Raw genomic sequence first — 15011 nt, 5'->3', positions numbered from 1 at the left:
AGTAGTCGTTCAACGCATCTACCGTTTATTTTATGGAATTTGTGGCAATTAAGCGCGATCGCGTCTTAGCCTGGTTAGCAGATAATGTCCCTGCCCCTCGGATAAAACACATTCTGGGCGTTGAGCAGATGGCTGCATCTCTAGCACTGCATTATCACCTTGATGTCGAAAAAGCGGCAACCAGCGGCTTGATGCACGACCTGGCTAAATATTTTAAGCCTTCTGTACTGTTGCAAATGGCACAGGAAGAAGGACTGGAAATAGACCCTGTGGACGAAGAGAATCCGCATTTGCTGCACGCAGATGTCAGTGCAATTGTAGCTAGAGACAAATTTGGAATATTTGATGAAGAAATTTTGCAGGCAATTCAGGATCACACCTTGGGCAGACCAGGCATGAGTAACTTGAGTTGTATCGTATTTTTAGCTGATAGCCTAGAACCAGGTAGAGGCGATACACGTGAGTTAGAAGCTTTGAGACAAGCTGCCTGGGAAAATCTCTACAAAGCTGTTTGGCTGGTTTGCGATTATTCTCTGAAATATCTACTCGATACCCGTTGCTTAATTCATCCGCGCACGATCCGTACCCGGAATTGGGCATTGCAAATGGCTAGCAAAAAGCAGCAATCAGCAGAAGAAATGATCAAAAGTAAAAAAGTTGGCAGCTAGAGAAACTTGAGGCGGGAAGCCCAAAAATCATAATTTGAAATTTAGAATTCATAATTGGGGATTTAGTCAGGGTCGCTGTAAGTTAAATCAATTGTTGACGAATTTATAGGTGTTTTTGAACAAGGAAATAAGGATTTAATGTCAGAACAGTTTAAGGTACATTCGACAACGCCCAGCACAGAGGAAACATTACTCTCTAGCCGAACAGGGACGAATGGGTTGCCCGTGCGTCCCGTAAATGCAGAAAAACAGAACGCTTCTCAAGAACTGGCAATGACAGTTGCCACAGCAGCAGATGACCGCAAAGCGTCTGATATTGTATTGCTAAATGTGGCAGAGGTATCCTATCTAGCAGATTACTTTGCGATCGCTACCGGATTCTCTAGGGTACAGGTAAGGGCGATCGCGCAGTCGATTGAAGAAAAGGTGGAAACACAGTGCCAACGGCTACCACTGCGTGTGGAAGGAAAAGCAGAGGGCAGCTGGATAGTCATGGACTACGGCGATGTAATTGTTCATATCTTGCTTCCTCCAGAGCGCGAGTTTTATAATCTGGAAGCATTTTGGGGACACGCTGAACGAATAGAGTTTACAGCATCCCAGCCAGTGGGAGAATAAGACCATGATGGAATCGACAGTTACTGTTTGCCCGGTTCCAACTGAACAGCAGCCTATTAATGAGTACCAGGAGTTGAAGGATTCCTGGTTATTTTGCTGGGTGACGCAAGATTTGGGAGATTATCTCAAAAAGCTGGCGGTGCTTTGGGGGATATCGTGGATGATAGCAGCACCGCTGTCGGCGGCTAGTTTTGCTCCGGGAAAGTATCTGGGCAAGTTTATCATCTGTGGTGGGGCAATCGCTTCCGTGGGAGTGGTATTCGCACTGTTGCGACTATATTTAGGCTGGTCTTACGTGCGATCGCGCCTTTCGAGTTCTACAGTATTTTATGAGGAATCAGGCTGGTATGACGGTCAATGCTGGACGAAGCCGGAAGAGATTTTGGCACGCGATCGCTTCATTGTCACCTACCAAATCCAGCCGATTTTCCAGCGCTTGCAGCGAACATTCGGCATCCTCGCCTTATTTTTCGTTGCTGGTGGCATAATCTGGAACTTTTTGTAATTACTCATTGCTTAGGGAAGATTTGTCAAGTTGAAACGTTGCAGGAGGTTCTAACAACTTTCCCAGTTCCAACCCCAACCAACAAATCACTACTGACAATGAACAAATGACTACTGACAATCGACAAAAAATGTTAAAGTCTTACCCATGACAAGGGGAAAAAGAACTCAAGCCGCAGAACTCGAAGTCCGGTTGCTGCGCGAAGGCATTATCGAATCAACACACCGCGCCCAAGCAGTCGTATGCGACAACCGGGGGCGCGTACTATCGGTTGCGGGTAGCGCAGAAACAGCCGCTTTCGTCCGTTCCGCACTCAAGCCATTTCAGGCACTAGCAGTCACCACCACTGGTACCCTGGAACGCTACAACCTGACGGATCGAGACTTAGCGATTATCTGTAGTTCTCACAAGGGGACTACCCAGCAGGTAAGGCAAGCGTTTAACATCCTTTGGCGCAGCGATGTCGATCCTTCGGCACTCCAGTGTCCAATTCCACCAGGCAAGAAGAGTCCTCTGGAATACAATTGTTCCGGGAAACACGCGGGGATGCTCGCGGTTTGTCAGGCAAGAAATTGGCCTTTGAATACCTATTTGCAGCGCAATCACCCAGTTCAGCAGCTAATTTTAGGCAAAGTTGCCGAGTTGCTGCGAATGCCTGCGGCAGAGTTTATTAGCGCCCACGATGATTGTGGCGCTCCTACCTACTTCATGCAACTGGGGCAAATGGCTACCTTGTTTGCTCAGCTTGCCTCTGGTAACAATTTGGATATGGAGCGCATCGTCCGCGCTATGACTCATCACCCGACTCTAGTGGCAGGAGAAGGGGAATTTGATACAGAACTGATGCGCTTAACCGAAGGGGAAATCGTCAGCAAAGGCGGTGCTGAAGGGATTGAGTGCATCGGTAGAGAAGGTGTTGGCATGGGGCTGGCAATTAAGGTAATGGATGGTGCCGGACGAGCTAAATATGCCGTTGCCATTCACTTGCTCAAGCAGATGGGCTGGATTACTCCCACCGTGGCGGAAACTCTATCTGAACACTTTATGAGCCTGGGCAAATTCAAGCGTTTAGAGGTAGTTGGAGAATTATCTTTGCTTTAGTTGTCACATTCGTGAATTTAGTGTTATATTAAATAAGTGAAAGCGGCAACGCGGGATAGAGCAGCCTGGTAGCTCGTCGGGCTCATAACCCGAAGGTCAGTGGTTCAAATCCACTTCCCGCCACTTAGTAGTAAAACAAACCCTGTAATCGGAAACGGTTGCAGGGTTTTGTTTTATGCTGGTAAATAAGTATTTAGAATTACATTTAACTGTTTATGGCTGTCAACTTGCGGCGACCCGTTTTGGTGGGGGGAGTAGGCTTATCATTATCGCTGTGGATGTTGCAGAGTCTGCATCATTCGGTATTACATCTCGGTGAGTTGGGGATGTTGGGCGCTTTAGCAGTCGGTACTGGTTTCTGGTGGTTCGGAAGGACAGCTAAAGAAACTAAGTTGCCAGAGATGGGTAAGATAGACAGGGAAACGGTGGAAGACGCGATCACGCAAGCACAAGCTGTTATTACTCAATTAGAGACAGAAGCAGAAGGTCGCGTTACCAATGGTAAACTGCGAGAAAAAGTTGGGCAACTCGTAGCCGAAATAGATCGCCAAGAGATACACCTGGCTGTTACTGGTGGGAAGGCGGTAGGGAAAACTACCTTAATTCAAGTTTTAAAGTCAAACTGGGTTCCTCAACAGCAGCAAAAACTGGATTTGCAGGAGACACCAGCTTTATTTACTGCGACTGACCTAACGATTCAGCCTTCTTCCCTTAAAGGGAAGGTGTCAGACTCCCCTCCGCTGTTAGGGGAGGGGTTGGAGGAGAGGTCAGATTTAGTGCTATTTGTCACAAATGGGGATTTGACAGACCCAGAGTATCAAATATTAAAGCAGCTGGTGAGAGCAAATCATCGACCGGTATTGGTTTTTAACAAGCAAGACCAATATTTGCCAGAAGAGGGCGCGACTGTGTTGCAACAGTTACGGCAACGGATGCTATCAATGATGATGGCAGAGGATGTAGTAGCGATCGCTGCCTCTCCTAGTCCGATCAAAGTGCGTCAGCATTCCTCTGATGGTTCGGTGCAAGAATGGATGGAAACTCCAGCCCCAGACATGAGTGTACTGACTGGTCGCTTGAGTGAAATTTTAGCCCAAGAAAGTCAACAGTTGGTGTGGACAACTACCTTCCGGGTAGCTGGTGCGTTGAAAACAGAGGCGAAAACAGCCTTAAATGAGGTAAGACGCGATCGCGCCTTACCGGTAATTGAACAATTCCAGTGGATAGCAGCTGCTACAGCTTTTGCCAACCCCGTACCAGCCCTAGACTTGTTGGCAACTGCTGCGATTAATGCCCAAATGGTGATAGATTTGGGCGCTATGTATCAGCAAAAATTCTCCCTCCAGCAAGCGCAGACAGTGGCGGGAACAATGGGTAGCTTGATGCTTAAACTTGGTTTGGTAGAACTTTCTACTCAAACCATCGGCGGTATTCTCAAAGGCAATGCCATCACTTTTGTCGCTGGAGGCGCAGTTCAGGGCGTCAGCGCCGCCTATCTAACTCGGTTGGCAGGAATGTGCTTGATTGAATACTTCCAAGCGCAGGAAGCCAGTATAACCGCCGAGGGGCATCCTTTTAATATTGACCAATTAAAAGAGACGCTGCAAAGAGTTTTCCAGCAAAATCAACGCACGGTTTTCTTGCAGTCTTTCGTGAAACAAGCGGTAGGGCGGATTTTGCCGGAGTCACAGCAAAGCGCGATCGCGGGAAGTTAGAAAACGCCGACCGACTGAATACAGATAATAATTAAAGCCCGCATAGGCGGGCTTTAATTATTATCTGTATTCTTAATCCTACGGAAAGCCACAAGTTCCACGCGGTACTTTCGGTAAGTCTAATGGTGCAGGATTCTCAGTAACAGTGCCAGTATTTGTTGCCAGCGTATCCTCAACTTGGAATGTAGAAATGCCAACATTGTTATTGGCTAAATTATAATCCTGTCCGTTGGTACTCGGTGTGCTTTTATTATTATCAAGTTGCAAGCAAACCGAAGAGTTACTATAAGCTTGCGCGTCAAATTCGCCGCCGCCAAAAGCGCCAACAACATTATTGTTTCTCAGGGTGTTTAATCGGACACTGGTGGAAATTTGGGCGTTTTCATCGGCATTGATGGTAATTCCATTAAATTGACTGCCACTAATAGTATTAGACTCGACTAACAGGCGAGTTTGGGAATTGCCCACAGCATCTATTTGAATACCTCTAAACATACTTTCGGAAATTTTGTTATTAGAAATGGTGGCTGTGGTTACGGTATCATCACCAGCTACAATCTTAATTCCTGTGAAACCAAAACCGCTAATGTCGCGGGTAATGATATTTGAATCTATGACTAACTCGGATTGAGTATTGGCAGTGTTGATACTAATGCCATTACCATCAATATTAGAAAAGTTGTTGTTAGAAATAGTAACTTTGCCAGTAGGATTATCTAATCGGATGCCATCAGTTGCTGTGTTAGCGATCGCATTCTCTCGAATTGTCGGATTGCTGATGTTATTTCCAGTGATGCCAGCGCCGTTGGGGTTAGCGATCGCAAACCCAGAAATGGTGTTATTATTCCCTAAAGTGACACCTCCTCTAACTATAGGCTGTACCCCAGCACCAGAAAGCGGTAATACTACACCATTAATATTTTGCACAGGGGCAGTTGACAATAGCGCTACATTATTTGGGAGAGTGAAGGTGGGAATTTCAGTTAAATTTTTACCTGGTTGCACATAAATAATATTGTCAGACTTAGCTACACTCAGCGCATCTTGTAGCGTACCAAATGGAAGCTCAAAAGTACCATTTCCCACCTGTGCATCTAAGTTAACGTGCTGGAAGAAATATGGCTCATTGGTATTGGGATTAGTTGCCAAAACTGTGAAGCGATCGCGTATCGTCTCAGCCTCAAATTGTTCATCAACAATAATATTAACTTGACGCGCTACCCACTCCCCCATTCTTGCTAATGTTTGATTTCTGCTACCTCTGGGGCGGCTTCCGGGAAAATTTGCCGCCACACTCAACACAACATTAGTGCCAAAAGTTGCGTCATCTTGAACCGACAAACCCAACCTTAAACTATCAGTTGGACGTACTTCTAATCGGGTGCGCCAGCCGAGAATTTCATCGCTACCATTCGCATCATAATAATACAGCCCAGCATAGCCTCTGATGTCACCAGAATCGCCCAAACTCGCTATTTTTGCTCCCGCCTCAAAATCAAATCCCGCCATTGCTGCTTCCAAACGGCGGTTAATTTGGCGCGAAGTCTCCCCTACAAAACTTAAAAAATTTCCGGTAAAAAAAGGCGCAGAAACCGACAAACCCGTATCAAAAACATTTTCTTCCACTACTTGTCGGGTATCGCCAATAGGAATATAAGCGTTAATTCGGAAATCCCAGTTTTCACCTAAACTTTCAAAACCCGTACCGAGTTGGTTAAAAACAGCATTCCCGGTGTTGCGGTTGTCATAGGAAACGTAACCGCCAAAGATTCTATTATCAGACGAGTTGTAAAATCGGTGTCCCAATAATACATTGCCGCCGAGTGTAGAATTATTGGTTGACCAAAGCAACCGTCCTTCCAGAAATGTCAGGTTGCTTCCCGCAGTTTGCAATAGGGGAACAAAACCCTCGAAGCTGGTAAACGCATCAAAGCCAGCGCCCGATGTGCTGTAACCAACTCCAAAACGGGGACTGAAACCCACATCTTCGGAAATTCTGGCTTCGTTGCTGTCCCCCTGGGGGATCGATTCGTCGGCTAGTAGCCCAAGTCCGTTAAAAGGGGCTGACTCGGAGGGAGTAGTTTGGGCTACCCCAGTTGATGTAAGCATTCCAACTAACAGCAAACTTAAGGAAAGCGAATAACCACTAAAGGGGGCGTACCTTAAAAGCGATCGCTTTGAGATTCCCATCGAGAACTTCCTCACTTCGTCTCTTGCACATGACAATACATCTTGCTGAGGATATATTGTTAAAGCACTTTGCCACACTTGACAAAAAATGGCTAGGTCTATTCTGCTGGAAACCCTGCATCGCGCTTACAAAATCGCTCAAACTTCCCTCAACAGTGGAATTCCTACCGCTGAAGTCCGCGATATGTTCGCCGAAAAAATATCTCGCCGCCGCCTGCTTTATGGAGGTTTAGCAGCAGCTTCAGCACTGGGTACAGCAGCATTGGGACGCGATCGCGATTCCGTTGCAGTAGCTAGTGGTTCTAAAGTGCTAATTGTAGGTGCAGGAATTGCAGGTTTAATCGCTGGCTACCGCTTATCTCAAGCTGGCGTTCCTGTGGATATTGTCGAGGCGAACAACCGCATCGGCGGACGAATGCGGAGTTTACCCAACGCCGCCGGAACTTCTACCACCGTAGAACTCGGCGGAGAATTTATCGACTCCGGTCATACTTTCATGCGCCGTCTTGTCAGCGAACTCGGCTTAACCGCCATTAACCTGAAACCTATCGATCGCGGGTTAGTAGGAGAAACTTGGTATTTTCAAGGAACAAAATATACTCTCACCGATGTTGCTAATTTTTTCGTACCTTTGGCGCAGAAAATATCTCAGGATTTAGCAGCAATTGGCGATGGAGTTACCTACAAATCATACAATCAGGCGGGGCTTAATTTAGACCGTACCTCAATCGCTCAATATTTAGACTCTGCACCAATTAGCCCAATTTTGCGGCAGATGATTCGGTTAGCTTACACCACAGAATACGGTAGAGAACCAGAAGAACAATCTTGTTTAAATTTATTATTCTTCTTTTATGAGCCTTTGCCAAAAGATTTTAGCGTCTACGGGTTCAGTGATGAGCGTTTTCATGTTGTCGGAGGTAACGAACAAGTTCCTCAAAGACTCGCGGCGAGATTATCACCTTTTATCCAATTAGGAACAGCTTTAGATGCAATTCGCACCCTTCCTGATGGTCGCTACCAAGTAAGTTTACGATCGGGAGCAAGCGCTTTCGATCGCATTTATGAGCGAGTTTTATTGACGTTGCCTTTTAGCGTCCTGCGACAAATTCCCCTAGCTGTTGATTTACCCCCTGCGAAAAAGTTAGCGATCGCTCAATTAGGCTATGGCACTAATTCTAAATTAATCACAGCCTACCAGGAAAGAATCTGGCGCACTCGCTATAATTCAACCGCAGCAGTATATACAGATTTAGGGTTTCAATCTAGCTGGGAACCAACTCGTTACGCCCCTGGTACTAGCGGTTTCATAACTAACTATACAGGCGGACGCAACGGTGTAGCTTTGGGGAGTGGAACTCCGGAAACTCAAGCTCAAATATTATTACCACAATTAGAGCGAATTTTCCCCGGAATTACTGCTAAGCGACAAGGCGAAGCAATTCGAGCTTATTGGCCTGGAGAACGTTATAGTCGTGGTTCTTATTCCTGTTGGTTAGTCGGGCAATATAGTACAATTGCTGGTGCAGAAAGAGAGCGTGTAGGCAATCTCTTTTTTGCTGGCGAACATTGCTCTTTGGCAGCGCAAGGTTACATGGAAGGTGGCTGTGCAACTGGTGAACTTGCTGCTTGGAGAATTATGCAAGATTTAGGTTTGACAGCTAGTGCAGCGGCACAGAAAGCCAGAATAGATGACACTCTCAGAACTCGTCGCCGTGTTAATCGGAGACTGGCAATACCTTAAGAAAAAGTGCGCTCAGACTAAATGGCGCTACACAAACAAAGCCTGCCTTTGCAGGCTAATTCTCTTTACCAGGCTCAGCCTCCAGATTATTAAAAATAGTGCAAGATATGAATAATACGTAAAAAATATTATGCTAAAACTTGGGCGCTTAACTACAATTGTATTATTGTTATTACTTTCTTTTTTCACTGCATCTGAGTTGGTCGCACAATCACCGACTGATTCATTAGCTTGCTATATGCAAACTGCTGATGGCAGAACTGTGAATTTAGGTGCTTTGTGCAAACAAAATACCCCTTCAATTAATCCACAAAGGCTAAGTGCAGTTGATGCTGAAGCTGCCAGAATGCCTATCAGTAATGTGAAATATGATGGTAATTTGCTAGAGGGAAGAGTTACTAATCAAACTGGCGATACAGCGCAAAATATCAAGGTTAATTATGAAGTACGCGATCGCAAAGGCAATTTAATAGATAATGGCTTCATCTTGGCTCAACCTGCAACTGTTCCCCCCGGTGCTTCCGCCTCATTTAGTGGGGTAACGGAGAAGGGTACAAAGGTACAACCTACTTTTGTAGAGTGGAGTAAGTAACCTCCTGGGTTGCTGAGTTGAATGCGGCTGTGGGAATCATCTGCTTTAATAGCTAGCTACACGCAGCAAGAAGCGATCGCTTCTTGCAGTTGAACTGTAGAAATGCGCTCTTGATTATATATTTTCCCAATCAAGAGCGATCTCATCCGAACTGTAATTAAACGAAAATGGATCTGTAGCCTCTGGTTCTATGTAGCCTTGAATCCTCAATCGTCCCAAACTAATGCACCTGCTGAGCGTCAGACAAAGCCAGCACGTACCAACCTGCAAGAAACTCACATCAACCGCGCTCGTGCTAGTTTACGACAAGCGCTATCCTGGTATTCTTCCAAAACACGGGTAAAACCCCATTCCCCGACAGCCGCTTTGCAAACTGAACTAGAAGTTTTGACGAATAGTTTAGAAAAGCTAGACTCTAGCGTTATTCACATTGCTGCTTTTGGTTTAGTTAGTCGTGGTAAGTCGGCGGTTTTGAACGCCTTGATGGGAGAAAAGATTCTGCAAACAGGCCCCCTCAATGGCGTGACTCAGTGGCCTCGGTCGGTGCGGTGGACACCTAGCACTAATAGTAAAGTGCAGGTGGAGTTAATTGATACGCCTGGATTGGATGAAATTCAGGGACAAGCACGCGCAGAAATGGCGCGGGGTGTAGCGCGTCAAGCTGACTTAATTTTGTTTGTAGTTTCTGGTGACATCACGCGAACTGAATATCAGGCGCTTTGCGAATTGCGCCAAACTCAAAAACCTTTAATTTTGGTCTTTAACAAGATAGATTTATATCCTGAGATAGACCGAAAAACAATTTATCGCAATTTGCAACAACTGGGTGCTGGTAGCTTGGAGACGCAATTAACCAGACCTCTAGAAGAGGATGAAATTGTGATGGTGGCGGCGGAACCTGCACCGCTTTCAGTGCGCGTTGAATGGCCTGATGGTCGTATAAGTTATGAATGGGAAACGCCGCCGCCACAAGTAGACGAGTTGAAGCAGAAGATTTTGAATATTTTAAATCGGGAAGGGCGATCGCTTTTGGCTCTCAATGCTTTAGTTCAAGCAAGAGTTGCTGAGGCGAATATTGCCGAAAAAACTGTAGCAGGGCTTGACGCTGATGCAGAAAAGCTGATTTGGAGTTTTGTCAGATACAAGGCTCTCGCCGTCGCCCTTAATCCGATTGCTATTTTGGACGTTTTGGGAGGAACGGTGGCAGATTTGGCTCTGATTCGCTCTCTAGCGAGGTTGTACGGTCTTCCCATGACTGGATATGAAGCTGGTAAGCTTCTGAAAACAATTCTATTGAGTTCTGGTGGCTTGCTGCTGGGTGAACTCGGTACAAGTATCGTTTTTGGGTTGGGTAAGAGTGCTGCTGCTGTCGCTAGTGGTGAGAATGCAACTAATCTTACTGCTTATGGCTCCGCTGCGATCGCGCAAGCTGGTATCGCCGGATACGGAGCTTACGCGGTCGGTCGTGCGGCGCAGGCTTATCTAGAACAAGGCTGCACTTGGGGACAACTGGGAGCTAATACTGTGATTCAAGAGATTCTTAGCCAAGTCGAACCAAATACAATTCTCTATCGCTTGCGCCAGGAATTACAGCAAAACCTGGGAATGCCGAACGACTAAGATGGTGGCTATACATTCATGTCGCGAAGCAAAACAAAGCCTGCCAACGCAAAGGCTAGTTTGATCAGAATTTAGAAACAAGCGTTGCTACTCAGAAGTGTCGGTAGTTTCCTGGGGAACACCAATTTCAGCTTCCGCACGGCTTAACATCGAATCGTGCAAGTGTTCCTTATGTTGACGGTACTGCGCCATCAATTCTCGCGCCTGTTCCTGGGTGTGGGCGTTTTCGGGTTCCGCCGCTTCCGCACGACTTAACATCGAATCATGCAAGTGTTCTTTGTGTTGACGGTGTTGTGCCATCAATCCCCGTGCTTGTTCTTCGGTACTCATGCGATCGCCCTCTGAATGCTTCTGTCTTCATTTCACCTGAATCTAGAGAAACAGTAACAAAGATGACAGAAAAATTTACGATTTTAAATTACTCCGAAAGTGAGATGCAGCAGCTTGAGTAATTTGTTTAATCTCCTCTAAGCTCAGCTTAGCCCCCTCTGGATTAACGGGGGTGGAGTCTATATTTGGTGTAGCGTTCTCCATTCCTAACCACAACAAATACTCGATATTCCCAGCCGGGCCAGTTATTGGCGACCAAATTAAGCCGCGATAATTCCACCCTAATTGTTGGGCTGTTTGCAATACCTGAAAAATCGCATTTGCCTGATCGTCAGTATCTCGTACTACGCCTTTTTTACCTACACGTTCGCGCCCAACTTCAAACTGCGGCTTCACTAACAATACCGCTTCTCTGGGAGGCTGCGTTAATTGCCACAAAGCATCGAGAATTTTGGTTAGGGAAATAAACGAAACATCTACAACTGTTAAATCTGCTGGCTGTTCATCACCGTACAATTCTTCGGGTGTGAGATAGCGCAGATTAGTCCGTTCTTTCAACACTACCCGCTCATCATTGCGTAATTTCCAGTCAGCTTGTCCGTAACCAACATCAATCCCGTAAACTTTTTTTGCCCCAGCTTGCAGCAAACAATCTGTGAATCCGCCAGTAGAAATTCCGCCATCTAAGCAAATACGATCTTGTACGGAAATGCCAAATTCTTCTAAAGCATGGATAAGTTTTTCACCGCCTCTAGAAACAAAACGCGATCGCTCTTTAATTTTAATTTTTGCCTCGGTTTCTACCTCAGTTCCCGGCTTATCAATGACTTGCTGATTTACCATTACCTCCCCAGCTCGAATTAGCCGTTGTGCTAACTGTCGGGAGACGCATAAATCAAGTTCTACTAATAATGTGTCGAGTCGTTGTTTCGCCATTAATTATATATATTAGGGATTGCTTGCGTGCAAGTTAAGAGAGCAAAGCGATCGCAATCAGAAGAGGAACTCCGCTGGTTAGTTATTACACACTTTTTAAAGGATAGCTACTTAATCGCTTACCTCCCAGGTTCTTCGCTCCTTCCTCCCACGTTCGCTGCTTCGCTCAAGTCGAAGCCACTATTACTGTTCCTCTCGTACTAAAGTATGTATGCTCTACAAAGTTAGGTCACGCAAGCATTACCTAGACAATTAATGCCTTTAAAAAGCCACGCTTTCCAAGTCGCGCGATCGCAGATGCAACTTGCAGTCTTGGACAAGCGAGAGTTTCAGCAGTAGCGCTGACATCTAGAGAACCAAGACGCTGTACCGTATCTAATACTTTACCGTCAAATTCCAAGTTACGGAATTCGCTAGTTAGCACAGTTACCATTTGACTGATAACATCTTTAGCATCGCGGACAGACGCACATTGTCCACCCGTCCCAGTTGCGATCGCGGTAAACGACTGCAACGTAGTGCGATCGCTTCCCATGCACAGCGCATGAACCGTTACCCGCTGATTTTCCGCCGCCGCCGTCACCGACTGCACCGTTAAGCCATTAGGATACCGTGCCGGATCGGTATGCGTGAAGCCGCTGCTGTCTCGATCTGCGTGGAAACCATGTGGCGGCGCATCACCCACCAGTAAGATGAAGCGACAACTGTTGCGTCTCCACTTCATCTGATTCGCTGCATCCTGAACGCCATCATAAACCGCTTCCGGATGATCTCCACCACCGTTAGCTTCTAGTTTGTTGATGTTTTTCTGCATCTCCTGCAACTTCGCAGTCAGCGGATAGACGCGAGTTACAAAAGTCGTATCTTGTGGAGGATGATCGCGGTATTCTACTAAACCGACTTGCAAATCGATATCAATATCAGCGGACAACAGGTGAATTGTATCCAACAATTGCTGTTTTGCTTCTTGGATGAAACCACCCATACTGCCAGTTGTATCAATTACAAAGCACACATCAACATGATTGAGAGCTTTTGTCATCAATCTCACCACCTTTAAAGTTAGATAATCGTTAAAAACTTAAATGCGTAAGCGTTGCAGCGCCATAGTGCGAAGCACTGCACAATTCAAACCGCTTGGTGAGCAATTCCCCAAAGCAGCGCCGTTATTTGTAATACGCATACTACAATATTGCCCTACTCTCCTGCGATCGTCAAGGCATCATCATAAAGCCGTTGACTAATGCGTGTGCCGTTGGCTATCAAGTCGTCTAGCACTTCTTTAACGCTAGAGATATGCGATCTCTGTTTGGCAAGCAACAGTATTCCAATCGTGCCAATAACAGGCAATCCCCGAACTTGCGCCTCTCGCCGCGCAGTACGCTCATCTATCAGCAGCCGATTCGCTCCCAGCTCCTGAGCAAGTACAATGGCAGCACACTCACCCAAATCAAGCCCTGTATCTGTTTGAAGGGTAAGAACTTTATTAATATCCGTGACTGACTGCACCTCAATCCAACTTGCTGACTGCACTGCTGTAACAGCTGGGTGAGTTCCCGTTGTTACCTCGTTGTAGACTTCTAGGGGTATGATGACGCGCCCAAAGATGTCCTGTAGTAACGTCAGCCGTCCAACTTTTGCTAGTTCGCTTAGGGGCGTAGTATCCGAGACAACAATCACTGAGGAAATTTCTCCAAATCACGGGCGCATTCAGCTACCTCGTGTTCTAGTTCTTCTCTGGTGATTGTGTCATCAAAAGGTGAGATGTCATAGACAAACATCAGCTCACCTAGCTGCCACCGATCTATATCTAACAGTTTTGCCGCCCTTCCCGCACTGATATCTCCTTGCCTCAGCAGTTCCATCACAAACGCCTCATGCGCTTTGTGTTGAGCTTGGGCTATGTGTTCTTCAGATACTTTGGGGACTGCTACAGTGAACTTAACCTCAATCTCTGATGCTGTCATTTTTTCCTCAAGGCGCGATCGCTTTCCACTACATTTTCAAGTGTCTCAAATTCAACTGTCAATTATTCCCTGCGACAATGATTGAAATGCTTGCAAGTGATGTTTTACATAAAATTGCTTACTATCTACAAGTCGCTAGAGCAACACTGCTATCTTTATATAATGCACTCTAATACAAGAATGCTACTGACTATTAGAATACTTAGTATGACGGCTAATTTTTGGTAAATTAGACAGTGAACATACTGGTCAAATAAATCTTACTTTTGGTATAGGTAACTATGGGAGATGCAAAAAGACGAAACAAAATAAATTCCAATAATAAAAATAGGCATGGCTTAAGTAAAGATATACCTTTATCGATTAAAAGAGAAATCCGACAAAGATGTGGATTTGGATGTGTAGTTTGTGGTAGTGCTATTTATCAATACGAGCATATTGATCCAGCTTTTGTTGATGCTATAGAGCATGAACCATCTAAAATGGCTTTGCTTTGTGGAACTTGCCATGATAATGTAACTAAAAAAATTTGGTCAAAGGAAAAAATTAAAAGAGCTTTGCTAAGCCCAAAGTGTTTAGAAAATGGTTTTTCCTTTGGGGCTTTTGATATTGGTTATGAGCATCCTCAAATTGTTTTAGGAGTTACAACAATAATTGATACATACAATTTAATAGAGGTTTTTGGGGAGTCACTCTTAAAAATCGAACCTCCTGAAGAGATTGGAAGCCCATTCAGAATTAGTGCTTTATTTTATGACCAATTTGGCAATAAAATTTTTAGAATAGTTCAAAATGAATGGCAGAGTTACTCTAATAACTGGGATGTAGAAATTACAGGGGCTAGAATTACAATTCGGCACGCTCCCAAACAAATAATTTTTGTGTTACGTGTTGAACCACCTAATCGATTAACTCACCGTTCGCTCATTTGGATGACCCAGTAGCCAAATAACCAGCCTTAAGTGTAGTCTGACTAAGCAATTACAGGATTTGGCAGACGCTTTAGGGGGCGGAGATTGAAGAGA

At 45.5% G+C, this 15011-nt stretch carries 15 protein-coding genes and 1 tRNA gene; 10 read left to right on the top strand and 6 right to left on the bottom strand.

Annotated elements, in window-relative coordinates; genetic code table 11:
• Positions 1 to 32 precede the first annotated feature (32 nt).
• The 6 genes from yqeK to NDI42_RS11655 all read left to right on the top strand — a co-directional run bounded on the left by yqeK (position 33) and on the right by NDI42_RS11655 (position 4607).
• Positions 33 to 668 carry a bis(5'-nucleosyl)-tetraphosphatase (symmetrical) YqeK gene (gene yqeK, locus NDI42_RS11680; protein WP_190457425.1) on the top strand — a complete coding sequence of 212 codons (636 nt, stop codon included), beginning with the start codon at positions 33 to 35 and terminating at the stop codon, positions 666 to 668.
• Between the two features lie 138 nt (positions 669 to 806).
• Positions 807 to 1286, top strand: a complete 480-nt coding sequence (rsfS, locus tag NDI42_RS11675) for a ribosome silencing factor (protein WP_190457423.1) — start codon at positions 807 to 809, stop codon at positions 1284 to 1286.
• Between the two features lie 4 nt (positions 1287 to 1290).
• Positions 1291 to 1791: a CGLD27 family protein gene (locus NDI42_RS11670; RefSeq protein ID WP_190457420.1), complete on the top strand. Its 501-nt coding sequence runs from the start codon at positions 1291 to 1293 to the stop codon at positions 1789 to 1791.
• A gap of 147 nt (positions 1792 to 1938) precedes the next feature.
• On the top strand, positions 1939 to 2892 hold the full coding sequence (locus NDI42_RS11665) for an asparaginase (RefSeq protein WP_190457418.1): 954 nt from the start codon (positions 1939 to 1941) through the stop codon (positions 2890 to 2892).
• Between the two features lie 49 nt (positions 2893 to 2941).
• Positions 2942 to 3015, top strand: a tRNA-Met gene (locus NDI42_RS11660).
• A 92-nt stretch (positions 3016 to 3107) separates the two neighbouring features.
• Positions 3108 to 4607: a YcjF family protein gene (locus NDI42_RS11655; protein WP_190457417.1), complete on the top strand. Its 1500-nt coding sequence runs from the start codon at positions 3108 to 3110 to the stop codon at positions 4605 to 4607.
• Between the two features lie 78 nt (positions 4608 to 4685).
• Here the strand turns inward: NDI42_RS11655 and NDI42_RS11650 are convergent, their stop codons facing one another.
• Positions 4686 to 6797 (bottom strand): right-handed parallel beta-helix repeat-containing protein, encoded by a 2112-nt coding sequence (locus NDI42_RS11650; protein WP_190457415.1) that lies wholly within the window; start codon positions 6795 to 6797, stop codon positions 4686 to 4688.
• 88 nt (positions 6798 to 6885) lie between these two features.
• Between NDI42_RS11650 and NDI42_RS11645 the strand changes: the two genes are divergently transcribed.
• The 3 genes from NDI42_RS11645 (at position 6886) to NDI42_RS11635 (ending at position 10753) form a co-directional block, all read left to right on the top strand.
• Positions 6886 to 8541: a flavin monoamine oxidase family protein gene (locus tag NDI42_RS11645; RefSeq protein ID WP_190457413.1), complete on the top strand. Its 1656-nt coding sequence runs from the start codon at positions 6886 to 6888 to the stop codon at positions 8539 to 8541.
• Positions 8542 to 8779: 238 nt separating this feature from the next.
• Positions 8780 to 9133: an FxLYD domain-containing protein gene (locus NDI42_RS11640; RefSeq protein WP_190457411.1), complete on the top strand. Its 354-nt coding sequence runs from the start codon at positions 8780 to 8782 to the stop codon at positions 9131 to 9133.
• A 264-nt stretch (positions 9134 to 9397) separates the two neighbouring features.
• A complete protein-coding gene (locus tag NDI42_RS11635) occupies positions 9398 to 10753 on the top strand; it encodes a DUF697 domain-containing protein (RefSeq protein ID WP_199311284.1) in 1356 nt (451 codons plus the stop codon).
• An 87-nt stretch (positions 10754 to 10840) separates the two neighbouring features.
• Here NDI42_RS11635 and NDI42_RS11630 read toward each other — a convergent pair whose 3' ends face one another.
• The 5 genes from NDI42_RS11630 to NDI42_RS11610 all read right to left on the bottom strand — a co-directional run bounded on the left by NDI42_RS11630 (position 10841) and on the right by NDI42_RS11610 (position 13986).
• Positions 10841 to 11083, bottom strand: coding sequence for a hypothetical protein (locus tag NDI42_RS11630; RefSeq protein WP_190457407.1), 243 nt, complete (start codon positions 11081 to 11083; stop codon positions 10841 to 10843).
• A 75-nt stretch (positions 11084 to 11158) separates the two neighbouring features.
• The gene (locus tag NDI42_RS11625) at positions 11159 to 12019 is read right to left on the bottom strand and encodes a TlyA family RNA methyltransferase (protein WP_190457405.1); all 861 of its coding nucleotides are present in this window, start codon (positions 12017 to 12019) and stop codon (positions 11159 to 11161) included.
• Positions 12020 to 12263: 244 nt separating this feature from the next.
• Positions 12264 to 13061 (bottom strand): vWA domain-containing protein, encoded by a 798-nt coding sequence (locus NDI42_RS11620; RefSeq protein WP_190457403.1) that lies wholly within the window; start codon positions 13059 to 13061, stop codon positions 12264 to 12266.
• 155 nt (positions 13062 to 13216) lie between these two features.
• Complete coding sequence (locus NDI42_RS11615; protein WP_190457401.1) at positions 13217 to 13699, bottom strand: PIN domain-containing protein; 483 nt, start codon at positions 13697 to 13699, stop codon at positions 13217 to 13219.
• On the bottom strand, positions 13696 to 13986 hold the full coding sequence (locus NDI42_RS11610) for a UPF0175 family protein (RefSeq protein WP_190457398.1): 291 nt from the start codon (positions 13984 to 13986) through the stop codon (positions 13696 to 13698). The genes NDI42_RS11615 and NDI42_RS11610 overlap by 4 nt, the downstream gene beginning before the upstream one ends.
• 281 nt (positions 13987 to 14267) lie before the next feature.
• Here NDI42_RS11610 and NDI42_RS11605 point away from each other — a divergent pair, with 281 nt between their 5' ends.
• On the top strand, positions 14268 to 14930 hold the full coding sequence (locus NDI42_RS11605; protein ID WP_190457396.1) for an HNH endonuclease signature motif containing protein: 663 nt from the start codon (positions 14268 to 14270) through the stop codon (positions 14928 to 14930).
• Positions 14931 to 15011 lie beyond the last annotated feature (81 nt).

It is taken from the genome of Funiculus sociatus GB2-C1, from assembly GCF_039962115.1.
Taxonomy (GTDB): Bacteria; Cyanobacteriota; Cyanobacteriia; order Cyanobacteriales; family FACHB-T130; genus Funiculus; species Funiculus sociatus.
Note: the sequence above shows the minus strand (reverse complement) of the source record. Positions and strands in the feature narration are given on the sequence as shown.

What these genes read in the sequence shown, in the direction of transcription:
- yqeK (WP_190457425.1), top strand. Translation starts at nt 33, where the DNA reads ATGGAATTTGTGGCAATTAAGCGCGATCGCGTCTTAGCCTGGTTAGCA.
- rsfS (WP_190457423.1), top strand. Translation starts at nt 807, where the DNA reads ATGTCAGAACAGTTTAAGGTACATTCGACAACGCCCAGCACAGAGGAA.
- NDI42_RS11670 (WP_190457420.1), top strand. Translation starts at nt 1,291, where the DNA reads ATGATGGAATCGACAGTTACTGTTTGCCCGGTTCCAACTGAACAGCAG.
- NDI42_RS11665 (WP_190457418.1), top strand. Translation starts at nt 1,939, where the DNA reads ATGACAAGGGGAAAAAGAACTCAAGCCGCAGAACTCGAAGTCCGGTTG.
- NDI42_RS11655 (WP_190457417.1), top strand. Translation starts at nt 3,108, where the DNA reads ATGGCTGTCAACTTGCGGCGACCCGTTTTGGTGGGGGGAGTAGGCTTA.
- NDI42_RS11650 (WP_190457415.1), bottom strand. Translation starts at nt 6,797, where the DNA reads ATGGGAATCTCAAAGCGATCGCTTTTAAGGTACGCCCCCTTTAGTGGT.
- NDI42_RS11645 (WP_190457413.1), top strand. Translation starts at nt 6,886, where the DNA reads ATGGCTAGGTCTATTCTGCTGGAAACCCTGCATCGCGCTTACAAAATC.
- NDI42_RS11640 (WP_190457411.1), top strand. Translation starts at nt 8,780, where the DNA reads ATGCAAACTGCTGATGGCAGAACTGTGAATTTAGGTGCTTTGTGCAAA.
- NDI42_RS11630 (WP_190457407.1), bottom strand. Translation starts at nt 11,083, where the DNA reads ATGAGTACCGAAGAACAAGCACGGGGATTGATGGCACAACACCGTCAA.
- NDI42_RS11625 (WP_190457405.1), bottom strand. Translation starts at nt 12,019, where the DNA reads ATGGCGAAACAACGACTCGACACATTATTAGTAGAACTTGATTTATGC.
- NDI42_RS11620 (WP_190457403.1), bottom strand. Translation starts at nt 13,061, where the DNA reads ATGACAAAAGCTCTCAATCATGTTGATGTGTGCTTTGTAATTGATACA.
- NDI42_RS11610 (WP_190457398.1), bottom strand. Translation starts at nt 13,986, where the DNA reads ATGACAGCATCAGAGATTGAGGTTAAGTTCACTGTAGCAGTCCCCAAA.
- NDI42_RS11605 (WP_190457396.1), top strand. Translation starts at nt 14,268, where the DNA reads ATGGGAGATGCAAAAAGACGAAACAAAATAAATTCCAATAATAAAAAT.